The organism is uncultured Shewanella sp. (genome assembly GCF_947491715.1).
Lineage (GTDB): Bacteria > Pseudomonadota > Gammaproteobacteria > Enterobacterales > Shewanellaceae > Shewanella.
In genome coordinates, this window is the sequence record NZ_CANLKR010000001.1 from 119,393 (window position 1) to 134,589 (window position 15,197).

Sequence of the window (15,197 nt, forward strand, 5' to 3'; positions counted from 1 at the left end):
GTCATGACAGAAGAAACAGAAGATACGTTGCCCATTAGTTTTACTGATGCTGCGGCTTCGAAAGTAAAAGTATTGCTTGATGAAGAAGAAAATGAAGCATTGAAGCTTCGAGTATATGTGACCGGTGGTGGTTGCTCTGGCTTTCAATATGGGTTCACTTTTGATGAAAAAATTAATGAAGGTGATTTCATCGTAGAAAAACAAGGTGTTAAGCTCGTTGTTGATCCTATGAGCCTTCAATATTTGATGGGAGGAGAAGTGGATTATACCTCTGGCTTAGAAGGTTCACGCTTTTTTGTGAAAAACCCCAATGCCACAACCACTTGTGGGTGCGGCGCCAGCTTTTCAGTATAGCACTCTAGGAGTGTTCCTCTCACTTTAGTGTGTATTTAGGTAAATACGAGTGATATTCAGCCATTTGAGGATGACTGAATATCGATGCTTTTGTTTAATCAGACTAAAATACTTAATTAATAATATTTAAGTTTATTTTCTGAATAAAATAAGCACTAACCTTTTGGCTAAACGCTAAGTAAACTTGCAGTATGGCGATTATGCTACAGCCACCCCATAACCAGAGATAAAATAGTGGTGAGTGGTCTGTGAGTAAAGGCGCCTCTTGTATGAGTTTGTCAATGCCACTTCCTTGAAAGTGCAATATGGGAAGGCAGCTGAGTAAGAGTAATACTAGGCAGCTGTATAAACGTAGCATGATTAAGCCTGTTTTTTGTCTTCCTAATGAAGCAAGAATGATAAGTAGCAGTAAAATAGCAATTAATATACCTTGTTGAAACTGAAACCCTACCATTGCTGGTAATGCAATTAGGATAAGCAGTAAAAGGAGTCTTTTAGGTAAAGGTGGACGTTTTTCTGGTTTATTGGTGTCTGCTGTCATCGATATTATCCATAGCATAGCGCCATAAAGTCTGTTTGTTGGTGCTTTTGACTGTGGGTATAATGGACATTAAACATTTTAATGTCCATGTATTGAATGAGTTAGATTATTAATGCTCAGTGCTGTTGTTTAGGCTCTAATCTAGATTCTAATTCAAAGGGCGGGATCACGACACCTAAATCATCTTGCACTGGAAACACGGCGACATGGAGTTCATCATCTTGCATACCAGGTACCCAGCGTTCTAACCATTCTGTTAAAGGAATAGCCAAAGGTTGGCAGTCTTTCCAATCATCCACAGCCCAAAGTGCAGCGGCTTCTTCAGAAGGCCACATAGGAATACAATCTTCTTCATCAGTGGTTAACATGACGCAGCCATTGCTATCTTGTAATGTCCAGAGGTTTTGGTGATCTTTAACTTGTTTAACTAAAAAATCATAACGCGCCTCAGGTGTTAATTGCGTGATTTGTTTTAAGCTTTTTTCATTTGTGCTCATTGTATATTCTCGTATTGTAGATAAAGCTTAAACAGGCAAATGTGCCAAGGCTATTATCGAGTGGAATAGGTCAAAGGAGTGTACCAAAGCGATCATAACATTTAGCCTAGTGATGAAGAAGAGGTTTAGTGGCACAAATAGGGTGGGTTAGTCTGCACAGTATTTGCCGCCTAAAATGGCTGAGTGGGTTGCGCCTGTTACAGCGGGCAAATTACCCGGCAATGCGTATTCATAGCGCATGGCTAGCCAAGCAAAAGCAATACTTTCTACCCATTGAGGAGAAATACCTAATTTTTCAGTGGTATGAATTTGATAATGGGGTAGTTGCTGCGAAAGTCGTTGTATTAAATGTGTATTATAAGCGCCTCCACCGCAAACAAAAAGCTCTCCATTTTCAGATAATGCAAGAATGTCTTTGGCGATACTAAGGCAGGTGAGATCCAATAAGGTGGATTGAATATCGGCTTCTTCTAAATTAATAAAATTAGTTAATTGCTGTTCAAGCCATGAATAACTGAATAATTCTCTGCCTGTGCTTTTAGGGGAGCTGAGTGAAAAGTAGGGATGGGATAGCAACTGCTTTAGCATTTCAGGACTGGTGGTTCCAGAGGCAGCCCAATGCCCTGATTTATCATATGGCTCTTGTTTGACACGTTGGATCCAAGCATCCATCAAGGTATTGCCAGGTCCTGTATCAAAGCCTAATACTTGATGTTCATTTCCGGGTAAAAAAGTAATATTGGCAATGCCCCCAATATTGAGGATTATGCGTTTCTGCTGAGGCTTTGAAAACACATATTGGTGAAAAGCTGGAACCAGTGGTGCGCCTTGACCACCTAATGCGATATCTTTTCCTCGAAAGTCTGCAATCACATCGATACCGGTTTCTGCGGCGATGGTATTGGGATCACCGACTTGAAGAGTAAAACCCATGTTCAGGTTAGGCATATGCCGAATCGTCTGCCCGTGACTGCCGATGGCGATGACTTGTTCTTTTTTGACGCCAGATAGAGTGAGTAATTTATTCACTGCTGTGGCAAACAGTTTGCCCATTGTACGATCGATCTGCCCGAGTCGATTAATTTCATCATGTTCGGGTGAACAAAGTTTATTTAAATCTTTGAATACTTTTTCAGGCATCGGCTCTTGATGTGATGCGATGAGGGTGGGAATGTCACCATTAAACTTTACCAGTACTGCATCGATTGCATCCATACTGGTCCCAGACATCAGGCCGATAAAAAAGGTTTTATTCATAAAGCATTACTCTGTAATAGGGATAGTTGTCGAGCTAGCATGGTTATTCTCTATAGGCTAATTGGATTTGTTTATTTTGTTCAAGTGTAGCCATAACGCGTTTGCTTAGAGATAGAAATTGTGCTTTTTCTTGTTTGGCAATGGGTTTTGATTTTGGTAAATCAATGGTTCTTGGGTTTCTGTGTACGCCATTGACAATAAATTCATAATGCAAATGAGGCCCCGTTATTCTACCCGTTGCGCCTAGTGTACCGATAATATCACCTTGTTTAACGGTTTGACCTGTCTTTACCTTACGTTTCTTTAAATGTAAATATTTAGTGGTGTAAGTATCGTTATGCTTAATGAATACATAATTGCCATTGTATTTATTATAGGATGCTTTAATGACTCTGCCCTTACCAGCAGCTTTAATCGGAGTGCCTACGGCAGCTACATAATCTACGCCGCGATGGGCTTTAATTTGTCCTGTGACAGGATGTAAGCGCTTCGGATTAAAACGAGAGCTGACATATTTGAAGTCAACTGGGGAGCGCAAAAAGTCTTTTCGCATGCTGCGTCCTTCTTCGGAATAGTATTGGCCATCGGTATAACGAATAGCGGTATAGCGCTCTCCTTGATTGACAAATTCGGCAGCCAAAATATGTCCATTTTTCAAAAAACGGCCTTCGGTAAATTCTTTTTCATACAGGATTGAAAAATGATCGCCTTCGCGTAGATCTAATGCGAAATCAATGTCCCAGCCAAAGAGGGTGGCTAGCTGCATGATTTGATTTGGGGTAAGTGAAGCGTCAATGCCTGCGTTCCAAAAATTGGTTTTAATGGTTGCAGATGCGAAGCTTTGGCCATATTCAATTTTTTTGCTGGTTATGCTCTCCGTATACTCCATTTGATTTCGATTAATGGTGAGGGTATTGATTGGATCTAAAGGGTATTGTAATTGAACAAATTGGCCCTCATCATTTTTACTAATACTGATTTTTTCACCAGGTAAAATTTTAAGTAAATTGGCTCTGGCTTTGGGTAATAAAGTGATGTCGTATACATCTTTGGGCGTTAAGCCTGCACGTTTAAAGAGTGCGGCGAGTGTATCGCCTTTTTTCACTGTGAATGCTTTGGCGTGGTACTGAGGTGAGGCGATAGCAGGTTTTGCCGTCGTGAATATAGGATCGGGGGGAGACTGAATCAATGCCTCATTTGAGTCATTGAGTAAAGTGCTTTCGTTGTGTTGATCGTCATGAATGATACTTTTGTTTCTATCATGAATATTGACAAGGTAACGCGTATTTAAGGCATATTCACCTTGGATGGGCGTATCGCCTTGATCTTGTCTGTTATCGTTTGATAAAAAAACGGCGATAAAGAGTAGACTGCACGTTAAGACACCTAAAGTCACTCGGTGAAATTTTGGCAATAAATTAAATAATGTAATGAACTTTCCCATTGAGATTAAACCTAATTCTATCCCTACTAGCTTCTTCCCTTAGTTTACACTCTTTCAATTATGCTGGCTAACAAGTAACATATATCAATAATATCTTTATCATTAGAGTAATTGCCGAAATGGCTGATATAGCACACGCATTAGCAGAGATTAAACGCGGTACTGAAGAAGTACTGCTTGAAGCTGATCTGTTGGAAAAATTGAAAGAAGATCGTCCCTTAAGAATTAAACTCGGTTGTGATCCTACTGCGCCAGATATTCATCTTGGTCATACCGTTATTTTAAATAAATTAAGAACTTTTCAAGACTTAGGACATGAAGTCATATTTTTGATTGGTGATTTCACTGGAATGGTGGGCGATCCCAGCGGCAAAAATAGCACTCGTCCTGCATTGACTCGTGAGCAAGTTAAAACCAATGCTCAAACCTATATCGATCAAGTTTATAAAATACTGGATGCAGATAAAACACGCATTGAATTTAATTCTGATTGGTTAGAACCTTTAGGGGCGGCAGGGATGATAAGACTTGCTTCTCAGCAAACGGTTGCTCGAATGATGGAACGAGACGATTTTAAGAAGCGATATGGTTCAGGACAATCCATTGCTATTCATGAATTTATGTATCCATTATTACAAGGTTATGATTCTGTCGCATTAAAAGCGGATGTTGAGCTTGGGGGAACAGATCAAAAGTTCAATTTATTAATGGGACGTGAATTACAGAAATCAGATGGTCAAAAGCCACAAACCGTTATCATGATGCCACTATTAGAAGGGCTTGATGGCGTTAAGAAAATGTCCAAGTCTGCCAATAACTATATTGGTGTCAATGATCCAGCCGAAGAGATGTTTGGCAAAATAATGTCTATTAGTGATGAATTAATGTGGCGTTATTTTGAATTGTTATCTTTCCGTCCTCTTACGGATATTGACAAATTAAAACAAGATGTTGAACAAGGCCAGAATCCTAGAGACGTTAAAATTTCATTGGCAAAAGAAATCATTTCTCGTTTTCATGATGAGGACGCTGCAGAAGCGGCACATCAAGCTTTTATTCAACGTTTTCAAAAAGGGGCGATCCCTGATGATATTCCTGATGTTGAAATAGCAATCGGTGAAGGGATAGGGATTGCGAACTTACTGAAAGAAGCGGGATTGGTGAGCTCTACCTCAGATGCTATGCGTATGATAAAACAGGGAGCCGTTAAACTGGATAGTGAAAAGATCGCGGATCCTCGGTTACAGTTCTCTACTGCAATGTCAGGCGTTTTTCAGGTTGGAAAAAGGAAATTCGCTAAAATCCATTTAAAATAAATGACAATCAACTAGGGATTAATAGATTTACTATTAAAGTCAATACGTTAATTAGGGCTCAATGAGCAAGGTTTTGTGCTGAAATGAACGTCATTTCGGTTTTGACATTGCCACGTGAGTTGAGCCTCATCTAATACCCAAAAAGAGCCTTTTTGACTGAGTGTTAAAATGAGCAATAAGGTTTGATTTTGATCTTTATCTTGATGAACATTATAACTGATCACTTTTTCTTCAGTTTGCTTGATCTTAAGTAAAACAAACTCATTTTCAGTATATGCTGTGGAAATATCCTGTGGATGTAAACTCCATTGCCTTTGCTGTAATTGCGCATCAGCAAGTAATTTGTTGAACGCTTCAATAGGTTGGTGTGCAGAAGAAGCTATGACGGGTTCTTCAAATGCTGTAGCGATCTGACTGAACAGTAACAGAAATGCAGTCGGAATGAGCTTACATAAAGATTTTTTCATAATATAGCCTAAACCCTAAAATCGTCTATACCTTATCATTATTTGCACAATTAAGGTTAATAGAGTTTAATTTAAAATGTAAATTTTGATGACGAACACAAGGCTATCTTCATACATGTGTGGATTATTGAATGGCGAGCTGATCTGACATGGTTTGGTAATCTAATAAATCTTGATGTTCTTTTATTCTTCTTTTTTTCATATCGAGTGTTAACATGGTGACACTTGGAATCGCTAAATTGATGATTTTTCCTGGTTTGCCAAAAAGATCGCCAGGCCCTTTATAATAATAATTACCGATCATCACCACTAGAGATCCTGAGTTAAACATATGATCAATAGTAAATTTATATTCGAGTACACCTTGCTGTACTCGTTTTAAAAAATAAAGAATATCCTTTTTGCCGATATATTTTCGATTGGCTGTTTTATCAAAAAAAATACTATCTCGGTTGTAATAGTGGTTCAGTTTCTTAAACTTTTGATGGGTGAGCGCATCCATATAGTCTACTGCCATGGCTTGCTCGGCTGGCATTGCGCCATTATCGGCTTTCGCTGATAAACTAATAAAAATAAGCAGTATAAAAATATTAATTAATGAAGGTGTTAATTTAAAGTTTATTATCATTTTGTATAAGGTAATAAGTTTGTGTGTTTTGTGTTATTTTTCGAGTTCGTTTAGGTGAATATTGAGTGCATCAACTGAAATTCGAATTTCAATGACTGAGAGTATTAATGAATACAAAAGCAATAATAAACTGCAACCAAAAATAATCGAACCGATATGGTTTAAGCCTGCATAGATAAAAATCATACATAATACACAAAAAGCAAAACTGAGTACGCCAGCTTCTTGCATTTGTCTGATGATACTAATACGACGATGTAAATTTTTTAATTGCTCACCATTAACCGGAGTCCCTTCGCTACTTAGCGCTCGAATGAGTGCAGCTAATGCAAAAAATCGATTAGTATAGGCAAGGAGTAATAAGGAAATTGCAGGAAATAACAGTGCGGGCGTCGTTAAAGAGATTTGAATGTTACCTAGGGCCATATACACACTACTGATGACTGTTTATGGATGCGGTCGATCATAACAAGTCTCAGATGAATGTTCAAAATAAATTAACACACTAAAGAGTCCTTTTTCATTTTAATAGTTATTGTAAATATCGAAGCAATGCCCAAAAGCTAGGAATAATAAATAAGCTTAATATCCAAAAGGTAAATGCGGTTGAAGTGAGTAAGATAGCTTTTTTAATATCGTGGTGATCTGGAATAGGGCCGTATTTGATTTTAGGTAAGGCAATGCAATTACTTCCAAATGTCATTGGGCCACTCAGTTCTATATGGAGAATTTTTGCACCAATTTCACATACGTAAATATAGCCCCTTGGAACACCTTTTACTCGAGGTCTGATAAAAGTTAATAGACTTTGAGGCCCTCCTTGTACGGCAAGACTAAAGCTCCATAGTAACGTAGGAATAAAAAAGATGATGTTGCTTACTAAGTAACTAAGGCGCCCAAAATATTGATATTTAGGATTAAAGCAAGGCCAAGATAATTCAAGTTGCTTAATCATTCGAGCCAGTAATACCAATGGTGCACCGCCTAAACAGTAAAAAACAATAGTGCCAACAACGCCATAAACGGGGGCGGTAATTAATTTTTCAATGGTCGCTTTGCTGAGACTGCCAAAAGACAATACGAAGGTGTTACGTGTCAGCCAAGGATGTAGCAAAGCGCGAGCTCTCAGTTTATCTTGCTGGGCAATAGAGACACAGACTTCTTCTGCAACGAGTTTAAAATTGGCATCATTGAGACAAATATAGAGAATAATAAATTCAAAAATCCAAGGAAAACCAATATTATGAGTCAAAATAAAGGCTAATCCAAAAAAGGGCACCAACAAGGTCAAACTGGATAAGAGCCCCATAATTGCCTGTTTTAAAGGGCTATGGTGGTTGCGATAGACATATTTACTGAGCTTTTTAGCCAGCAGCCCAAACCAAACAATAGGCTGCATGTTCCGTGGCAATGGCGCAATCCTAGCCAATAAAAGTGAGATGATTAATATTACTGCTCCTTGATATATACCTCTATCGATATTCAAAGAAGAAATGAGTTCAGGAGTAATAATATCAAAGTGCATCAGAATGATAACGTCTTCAATAAGGCCATCACCATCAAGGCTGAATGGTGCCCAGCTTTGACAAGATAAGTATCAAAATCAACAGGTGAATCGTTATTGGCATTGTCAGATAAAGAGCGGATCACCACAAAGGGTAAATTAAACTGATGACACACTTGGCCAATTGCAGCGCCTTCCATTTCACAGGCCGCCATTGATGGAAAATGGGCGAGCATTTGTTTTGTTCGAATTGGATCACAAATAAAACTGTCTCCTGTGCATATAAGCCCTTCGATGGCGTTGACTTCGCCTATTTGTGAAATGGCTTTTTTAGCAGCATTGACGAGCTGACTATCACAAACAAAAGCGGCGGGTTGCTGAGCCATTTGGCCAATTTCATAACCAAATGCAGTGACATCGACATCATGATGGCGCACTTCTGAAGCAATGACGATATCACCAATATTCAATTCAGGAGAAAAACCTCCTGCTGAGCCTGTATTAATAATGGCATCTGGGGCATATTTTTCAATTAAAAGTGTCGTCGCCATACTTGCTGCAACTTTTCCAATACCCGAGCGAGTAACAATAATGTTTTTATCCGCTAATTGGCCTGAGACAAATTCGATACCTGCAATCGTTTGTGATGTTTTTGAACGCATTGACTCTATGAGGTGAGCCACTTCCGGTTCCATTGCACCGATAATACCGACTTTCATGAAATAACCTTATTCGTTTGAATGAGAAATACGTTGCTAATATAGCATAATGCAGATCATTTGGCGTTAAGTTAACACAGGGAGTTGGGTGGCGCATGAACAAAGGTATAGGGGGGGAATAGAAAAGCAAGATTTTGAAAAAATAATAAGTGCCTCTTGTTTGAGAGACACTTATTGAAACGTTTATTGATCTAAATAGTTTAAGATCCCTATTGCGGCGTCTCGACCTTCTGCGATTGCGGTGACAACAAGATCTGAGCCTCTGACCATATCGCCACCGGCAAAGACTTTTGGGTTACTGGTTTGAAAGGGATTATCAGCCTTTTTAGGGGCTTTCACTCTCCCTTTCTCGTCAATGTCGATTTGGTATTGCTCAAACCAAGGTGCAGGGCTAGGTTGGAACCCAAAGGCGATGATAATGGCATCAGCTTCTAAAACATGCTCACTATTGGCAATGGGAACAGCTGCTTGACGGCCGCTGACATCACTATTGGCCATTTCAGTAGCAATGCATTCAATACCGACAACTTGTTCGTTATGTGTTTTAATTGCAATGGGTTGCTGGTTAAAAAGAAATTCAACACCTTCTTCTTTCGCATTTTGCACTTCTTTACGAGAACCTGGCATATTCGCTTCATCACGGCGATATAAACAACTGACCGATTGAGCTTGTTGCCGAATAGCGGTGCGGACACAATCCATTGCTGTGTCACCCCCTCCGAGTACAATGACACGTTTATTTTTCAAATTGAGGTAGGGAGTATCACTTTGCTCTGTGCCCATAATGTGGTGAGTATTGCCTATGAGGTAAGGGAGAGCCTGATACACGCCTTTTGCGGGCTCACCTTCAATGCCGGCCTTCATGGCTGTATAAGTGCCCATACCGAGAAAAACAGCATCATAGTCTGTGAGTAGTGATTCAAAGCTCACATCCTCTCCAATGGTGAACCCCAGTTTGAACTCAATACCCATTTCCTCCATTACGGCTCTTCGTGTTGCCATGACAGATTTTTCCAGTTTGAACGCTGGGATCCCATAGGTGAGCAAGCCTCCAATTTGAGGGTTTTTATCATAAACCACCGCTTTGATACCATTTCGGCTCAGAATATCGGCACAACCTAAACCTGCAGGCCCAGCGCCGACAATGGCAACGCGCTCAGAACGAGGATGGACTTGGCTAAGATCTGGACGCCAGCCTTGTGCTATGGCCGTATCGGTGATGTATTTCTCGATACTTCCTATTGTGACTGCTTCAAAATCATCATTTATCGTACATGCGCCTTCACATAACCTGTCTTGAGGGCAAACTCGACCACAAATTTCAGGTAAGGTGTTGGTTTCATGGACTAAAGTTGCTGCTTCCATTATACGACCTTGCTTGGCTAAATTAAGCCAATTAGGGATGTAATTATGCAATGGACACTTCCATTCACAATAAGGATTACCGCAATCGAGACAGCGATCGGCTTGTTGATTGACCGCTTCTTTTTCAAAAGGTTGATAAATCTCAATAAATTCTACTTTACGTGTTTTTGTATCCACTTTTTTGGGATCTTGTCTACCCACATCAATAAATTGAAAATCATTGCTCATGGTTATTTACCCCGCTCTGACTGCGAGTGCAGGTTCAGTTTGTTCTAATTTGAGAAGATCGTCTATTTTGACATTCTTAGGTTTGACTAATACAAAACAATCTAACCAATTCTCAAAGTCGTTTAAGATCATTTTTGCATGTTCACTACCCGTTTCAGTCACATGTTCTTCAATTAATGAACGTAAGTGTTGTTGATGGATAGGAAGTGTTAGTTTTTGCGTATTGACCATTTCAGGGTTCACACGACGATTGAAGTGACCATATTGATCAAAAATATAAGCAAAGCCCCCAGTCATTCCTGCACCAAAGTTAACCCCAGTTCTGCCAAGGACTAACACGATCCCGCCTGTCATGTATTCGCAGCCATTGTCGCCAACGCCTTCAACTACAGCAATTGCGCCAGAATTTCTGACGGCAAACCGTTCACCCGCTTTACCTGCAGCAAAAAGTTTACCGCCTGTTGCGCCATATAAGCAGGTATTGCCTATGATAGAAGAACGTTCCGTTTTAAAAGAGCTTCCTATGGGGGGATGAATAGTCACTTTACCGCCGGACATGCCTTTGGCAACATAGTCGTTAGCATCGCCAGTCAATGTCAGGTGAACCCCGTGAATATTCCATACCCCAAAGCTTTGTCCCGCGCTGCCATTGAAGGTTAAGGATATTGGTGAATGAAGTCCTGTACTACCATACTTGTTAGCGATATAACCTGCTAGACTGGCGCCAATAGCGCGGTCAGTATTATTGATAGCTTGATTGAAGCTGTAAGTTTGCTCTGTATCAATGGCTTCTTTACATTGCATCAATAGCGTTTGGTTCAGTTTTCCTTGATCGCTTGATTGATTATTTTCTTTCCAAGTGCGAGCGGAGCCTTTAGGTACCTTTGGTGTATACAGAATGGGACTTAAATCTAACTGGGCTTGTTTTTGCGTTTGCCCTTCTGTTGCCATTAACCATTCGCTGTGGCCCACGAGATCCTCAAAGCGAGCGACACCGAGTTTTGCCATGTATTCACGAATTTCTTGCGCCATAAATTCAAAATAAGTGATCACTCTTTCTGGTAAGCCATGGTAGTGTTTATCACGTAATGTTTGGTTTTGTGTAGCCACACCCGTTGCGCAATTATTCAAATGACAAATGCGTAAATATTTACAGCCTAAAGCAATCATAGGAACGGTACCAAAACCAAAACTTTCAGCACCTAACAACGCAGCTTTGATGACATCTTTTGCTGTTTTTAGTCCGCCATCGACCTGAAGACGAATTTTGTGTCTTAAGCCATTTTTGACAAGCGCTTGATGAACTTCGGCCAAACCCAGCTCCCAAGGGCTGCCAGCGTATTTTACTGAAGTAATAGGGCTTGCACCTGTGCCACCATCATAACCCGATATAGTGATCATATCCGCATACGCTTTGGCTACACCGGTTGCAATAGTACCGACGCCAGGCTCGGAGACTAATTTAACCGAGACCAGTGCCTTAGGGTTAACTTGTTTTAAATCGAAGATGAGTTGTGCAAGATCTTCAATGGAATAGATATCATGGTGTGGAGGAGGAGAAATTAAGGTCACGCCTGCTTTTGCATGACGCAAAGCCGCAATTTCAGCACTGACTTTGTGTCCCGGTAATTGACCTCCTTCGCCAGGTTTTGCGCCTTGTGCCACTTTTATTTGTAACACATCAGCATTAACAAGATAATGCGCTGTGACACCAAAGCGACCTGAGGCAATTTGTTTGATGGCTGAATTGCGATTCGATTTGAAACGTCTTGGATCTTCTCCACCTTCCCCTGAATTTGAACGCCCACCGAGTTGGTTCATGGCGATAGCTAACGCTTCATGTGCTTCAGGGCTCAATGCACCAATGCTCATGGCAGCACTGTCAAAACGAGGGAATAGCTGACTTGCAGCTTCTACATTTTGAATTGAAATTGGGGGGATAGGTGAATTGATGGCGATTAGATCCCGTAAAGTCGCAACAGGTCTATTATCAACCAATTCTGTGAACTTTTGATAAGTCCTGTAATCTTTATTCTTTAATGATGTTTGCAGTGTATTGACGACATCGGGGTTAAAGCAATGGTATTCGCCATCCTGAACGTATTTTAATAATCCGCCTTGAGGCAGTGATAAATGAGGTCGAAATGCTGCTTGATGTAATAAGGCTTGATCTTGCTCTATTAATTGGAAATTTGCACCTTGTAGACGACTAATAACGCCATCAAAGCAGAGTGTTATCACTTCTTCACTGAGTCCGATGGCTTCAAATTGTTGACTACAACGATACGACCCAATGGTGCTTATGCCCATCTTAGACATGATTTTTCTAAGGCCTTTATCAATACCTTGTCTAAAATTAAGCAATAAAGCGCGATGATCATCTATTTGGAATTGTTTGGCTAAGGCTGATATACATTCATAGGCGAAATAGGGGTAGATAGCAGTCGCGCCAAACCCTAGTAAAACGGCAAAGTGATGTGGATCTCGTGCAGAAGCGGTTTCTATTATGATATTTGTGTCACAGCGAAGATTATTATCGACTAGTACCTGTTGGACTGCGCCCACTGCCATAGCCGCTGGAATGATGTATTTTTCTTTTTCTACGGCCCTATCGGATAAAATTAATAGGGTCGTGCCCGTTTGTGCTAATTGTATGGCTTGTTTACAAATACGATGTAACGCTGCTTCTAAGCCTTCTTCTTTTAGGTAGTTTAAACATATCGTATTAGCTTGATAATACTCTTGATCTAAGGCTAGCAGTTGCATTAAATCCGTATATAGCAGTATGGGGGAATTGAACATGACCCGGTAGGCTTGCCCAGTTGTTTCATTAAATAGATTCTGTTCACGCCCGACACAGGTTGCCAAAGACATGACATGTTTTTCTCTTAATGGATCGATAGGGGGATTGGTCACTTGAGCAAACTTCTGCCTAAAGTAATCATAAAGACTGCGTGATTTTTTAGATAACACAGCCATAGGCGTGTCATCACCCATAGAGCCTGTGGCTTCTTCACCTTTTTGGGCTAATACCCAAATCACTTGTTCCAATTCTTCTCGTGTATAGCCGAACAATTTTTGGTATTTTAACAGCGCCTGAGTGTCAAATTCATTATTACCTTGCTGTGCTAGCTCAAAGCTTTCTGCTGGTAATAACGTGGTACTGTTTTTAGCCATCCATTCTTTGTAGGGATGACGTCTTTTTAGATCATTATCAATGGCAAAAGAAGAAAATAATTTCCCGTTAAGCGTATCTAATACTAATAGCTCTCCTGGTCCAACACGTCCTTTTTCTGTCACCTCATCGGCCGAGTAATCCCAAATACCGACTTCTGAGGCGAGTGTGAGTATGCGATCTTTGGTGATAACATAACGCGAAGGTCTTAAGCCGTTTCTGTCTACTGCACAGGCAGCGTAACGGCCATTTGTCATAACGATGCCAGCAGGTCCATCCCAAGGCTCCATGTGCATCGAATTAAAGTCATAGAATGCTTTAAGTTCATCGTCCATTTCAGGATTACTCTGCCATGCAGGGGGGATAAGCAGGCGCATAGCACGATATAAATCCATGCCACCGGCAAGTAGCATTTCAAGCATGTTATCTAAGGCTGAGGAATCAGAACCGGTTTCGTTAACAAAAGGCGCCGCCTGCTGAAGATCGGCTAATAAAGGGGCGTTAAATTTGTAGGCTCGTGCGCGAGCCCATTGGCGATTACCCGTTATGGTATTAATTTCGCCATTATGAGCTAAGTATCGAAAAGGCTGAGCAAGCGGCCATTTAGGGGAAGTATTTGTTGAAAATCGCTGGTGGAATAAGCAAATTGAACTTTGTAATCGAATATCTGCAAGATCAGAGTAAAATTCGGGGAGAGCAGCAGGCATCAGCAACCCCTTATAAACGATGACTTGGCCAGAAAGGCTAGCGATATAGAATTCATCATCATGAGTTAATTGCTGTTCAACACGTCTGCGCGCCATATATAGACGCCGCTCTAGATCTTTTTCTCGCCACCCTATGGGGGCATTAATTAAGACTTGGTATATTTGTGGTTGACTGGCTTTACCAATAGGACCTAATGCATCAGGGTTGGTGGGAACGACTCGCCAGCCAGCAACACTTAAGGTTTCTTTTTCTAACTCTTTTGTTAGACAGCTTTTGGCTGCGTTAGCCAAAGATTCATTTTGATTTAGAAATAGCATACCAACCGCAAATTTTCGGCTTAAGTGCCACTCATTTTCTAAAGCAATAGCATTAAAAAAAGTGGTAGGCAGTTGCATTAATAAACCACAGCCATCACCAGTTTTACCGTCGGCGGCAATACCACCTCGATGTTTCATTCTGTCTAGTCCGTGGATAGCGGTTCGAATAATTCTATGACTTGCTTCACCGTCCATTTGGGCGATGAGTCCGAATCCACAATTATCACGTTCAAAACTTGGATGATATAAGCTCATTTAAACACTCCCTCAATCGCTTTAAATACAGCTCAGGCGCATGGTTTTTATTCTCATATATATGCACCCGAACCAATCAACCTAACGCGAGAATCTATAAAGGTCAAATCATAAATTGTCAGTGTGAGTTGAGGGAAAGTCAGTGTTTTTAATACACAAATCCTTACCTTACTTTAACGTAAACTGCTGATTGGTGCGTATAATATTATGAATAAAAAGGATTTTCACTGTTGCTATATAATATAGAACGAATTTGATACATTTTTATAAAAAATTCTTTAAGCTGGTTTTTTCATAAAAAGGTTAACTAAAGCATATTTTTTATTGATTACTTATGCATTTTAATCTGATTTTAATTAGCTTTTCTCGTCGATTTCTCTCTCGTTTGTTTTCTTTGTTATTGAGTAAGCTTAGTGAGATTG

The 15,197-nt window shown here is 40.3% G+C and carries 13 protein-coding genes; 2 read left to right on the forward strand and 11 right to left on the reverse strand.

Annotation, left to right across the window (positions count from 1 at the left end):
• Positions 1–3: 3 nt before the first annotated feature.
• Positions 4–354, forward strand: a complete 351-nt coding sequence (gene erpA, locus Q0779_RS00470) for an iron-sulfur cluster insertion protein ErpA (protein ID WP_298768373.1) — start codon at positions 4–6, stop codon at positions 352–354.
• Positions 355–466: 112 nt separating this feature from the next.
• Here the strand turns inward: erpA and Q0779_RS00475 are convergent, their stop codons facing one another.
• The 4 genes from Q0779_RS00475 to Q0779_RS00490 form a co-directional block, all read right to left on the reverse strand.
• Positions 467–895, reverse strand: coding sequence for a hypothetical protein (locus tag Q0779_RS00475; RefSeq protein ID WP_298768375.1), 429 nt, complete (start codon positions 893–895; stop codon positions 467–469).
• 116 nt (positions 896–1,011) lie between these two features.
• The gene (locus Q0779_RS00480; RefSeq protein WP_298768378.1) at positions 1,012–1,392 is read right to left on the reverse strand and encodes a DUF2750 domain-containing protein; all 381 of its coding nucleotides are present in this window, start codon (positions 1,390–1,392) and stop codon (positions 1,012–1,014) included.
• Positions 1,393–1,539: 147 nt separating this feature from the next.
• Positions 1,540–2,649 (reverse strand): anhydro-N-acetylmuramic acid kinase, encoded by a 1,110-nt coding sequence (locus tag Q0779_RS00485; RefSeq protein WP_298768381.1) that lies wholly within the window; start codon positions 2,647–2,649, stop codon positions 1,540–1,542.
• Between the two features lie 43 nt (positions 2,650–2,692).
• Positions 2,693–4,093, reverse strand: coding sequence for a peptidoglycan DD-metalloendopeptidase family protein (locus Q0779_RS00490; protein ID WP_298768383.1), 1,401 nt, complete (start codon positions 4,091–4,093; stop codon positions 2,693–2,695).
• 119 nt (positions 4,094–4,212) lie between these two features.
• Here Q0779_RS00490 and tyrS point away from each other — a divergent pair, with 119 nt between their 5' ends.
• A complete protein-coding gene (gene tyrS / locus Q0779_RS00495; RefSeq protein ID WP_298768385.1) occupies positions 4,213–5,409 on the forward strand; it encodes a tyrosine--tRNA ligase in 1,197 nt (398 codons plus the stop codon).
• Between the two features lie 47 nt (positions 5,410–5,456).
• Here tyrS and Q0779_RS00500 read toward each other — a convergent pair whose 3' ends face one another.
• The 7 genes from Q0779_RS00500 to gltB all read right to left on the reverse strand — a co-directional run bounded on the left by Q0779_RS00500 (position 5,457) and on the right by gltB (position 14,775).
• The gene (locus Q0779_RS00500) at positions 5,457–5,876 is read right to left on the reverse strand and encodes a hypothetical protein (protein WP_298768387.1); all 420 of its coding nucleotides are present in this window, start codon (positions 5,874–5,876) and stop codon (positions 5,457–5,459) included.
• Between the two features lie 124 nt (positions 5,877–6,000).
• Positions 6,001–6,411, reverse strand: coding sequence for an ester cyclase (locus Q0779_RS00505; RefSeq protein WP_298769219.1), 411 nt, complete (start codon positions 6,409–6,411; stop codon positions 6,001–6,003).
• Positions 6,412–6,537: 126 nt separating this feature from the next.
• Positions 6,538–6,915, reverse strand: coding sequence for a DUF2721 domain-containing protein (locus tag Q0779_RS00510; protein ID WP_298769220.1), 378 nt, complete (start codon positions 6,913–6,915; stop codon positions 6,538–6,540).
• A gap of 121 nt (positions 6,916–7,036) precedes the next feature.
• Complete coding sequence (locus tag Q0779_RS00515) at positions 7,037–8,029, reverse strand: cobalamin biosynthesis protein (RefSeq protein WP_298768389.1); 993 nt, start codon at positions 8,027–8,029, stop codon at positions 7,037–7,039.
• Positions 8,029–8,727, reverse strand: a complete 699-nt coding sequence (locus Q0779_RS00520) for a 5'-methylthioadenosine/adenosylhomocysteine nucleosidase (protein ID WP_298768391.1) — start codon at positions 8,725–8,727, stop codon at positions 8,029–8,031. The genes Q0779_RS00515 and Q0779_RS00520 overlap by 1 nt, the downstream gene beginning before the upstream one ends.
• A gap of 183 nt (positions 8,728–8,910) precedes the next feature.
• Entirely contained in the window at positions 8,911–10,320 is a 1,410-nt protein-coding gene (locus Q0779_RS00525; RefSeq protein WP_298768393.1) for an FAD-dependent oxidoreductase, read from the reverse strand.
• Between the two features lie 6 nt (positions 10,321–10,326).
• Complete coding sequence (gltB, locus tag Q0779_RS00530) at positions 10,327–14,775, reverse strand: glutamate synthase large subunit (RefSeq protein ID WP_298768396.1); 4,449 nt, start codon at positions 14,773–14,775, stop codon at positions 10,327–10,329.
• Between the last annotated feature and the right edge of the window lie 422 nt (positions 14,776–15,197).

Excerpts from the sequence above, each read along its gene's own strand:
- erpA (WP_298768373.1), top strand. The coding sequence starts at position 4 with ATGACAGAAGAAACAGAAGATACGTTGCCCATTAGTTTTACTGATGCT.
- Q0779_RS00475 (WP_298768375.1), bottom strand. The coding sequence starts at position 895 with ATGACAGCAGACACCAATAAACCAGAAAAACGTCCACCTTTACCTAAA.
- Q0779_RS00480 (WP_298768378.1), bottom strand. The coding sequence starts at position 1,392 with ATGAGCACAAATGAAAAAAGCTTAAAACAAATCACGCAATTAACACCT.
- Q0779_RS00485 (WP_298768381.1), bottom strand. The coding sequence starts at position 2,649 with ATGAATAAAACCTTTTTTATCGGCCTGATGTCTGGGACCAGTATGGAT.
- Q0779_RS00490 (WP_298768383.1), bottom strand. The coding sequence starts at position 4,093 with ATGGGAAAGTTCATTACATTATTTAATTTATTGCCAAAATTTCACCGA.
- tyrS (WP_298768385.1), top strand. The coding sequence starts at position 4,213 with ATGGCTGATATAGCACACGCATTAGCAGAGATTAAACGCGGTACTGAA.
- Q0779_RS00500 (WP_298768387.1), bottom strand. The coding sequence starts at position 5,876 with ATGAAAAAATCTTTATGTAAGCTCATTCCGACTGCATTTCTGTTACTG.
- Q0779_RS00505 (WP_298769219.1), bottom strand. The coding sequence starts at position 6,411 with ATGCCAGCCGAGCAAGCCATGGCAGTAGACTATATGGATGCGCTCACC.
- Q0779_RS00515 (WP_298768389.1), bottom strand. The coding sequence starts at position 8,029 with ATGCACTTTGATATTATTACTCCTGAACTCATTTCTTCTTTGAATATC.
- Q0779_RS00520 (WP_298768391.1), bottom strand. The coding sequence starts at position 8,727 with ATGAAAGTCGGTATTATCGGTGCAATGGAACCGGAAGTGGCTCACCTC.
- Q0779_RS00525 (WP_298768393.1), bottom strand. The coding sequence starts at position 10,320 with ATGAGCAATGATTTTCAATTTATTGATGTGGGTAGACAAGATCCCAAA.
- gltB (WP_298768396.1), bottom strand. The coding sequence starts at position 14,775 with ATGAGCTTATATCATCCAAGTTTTGAACGTGATAATTGTGGATTCGGA.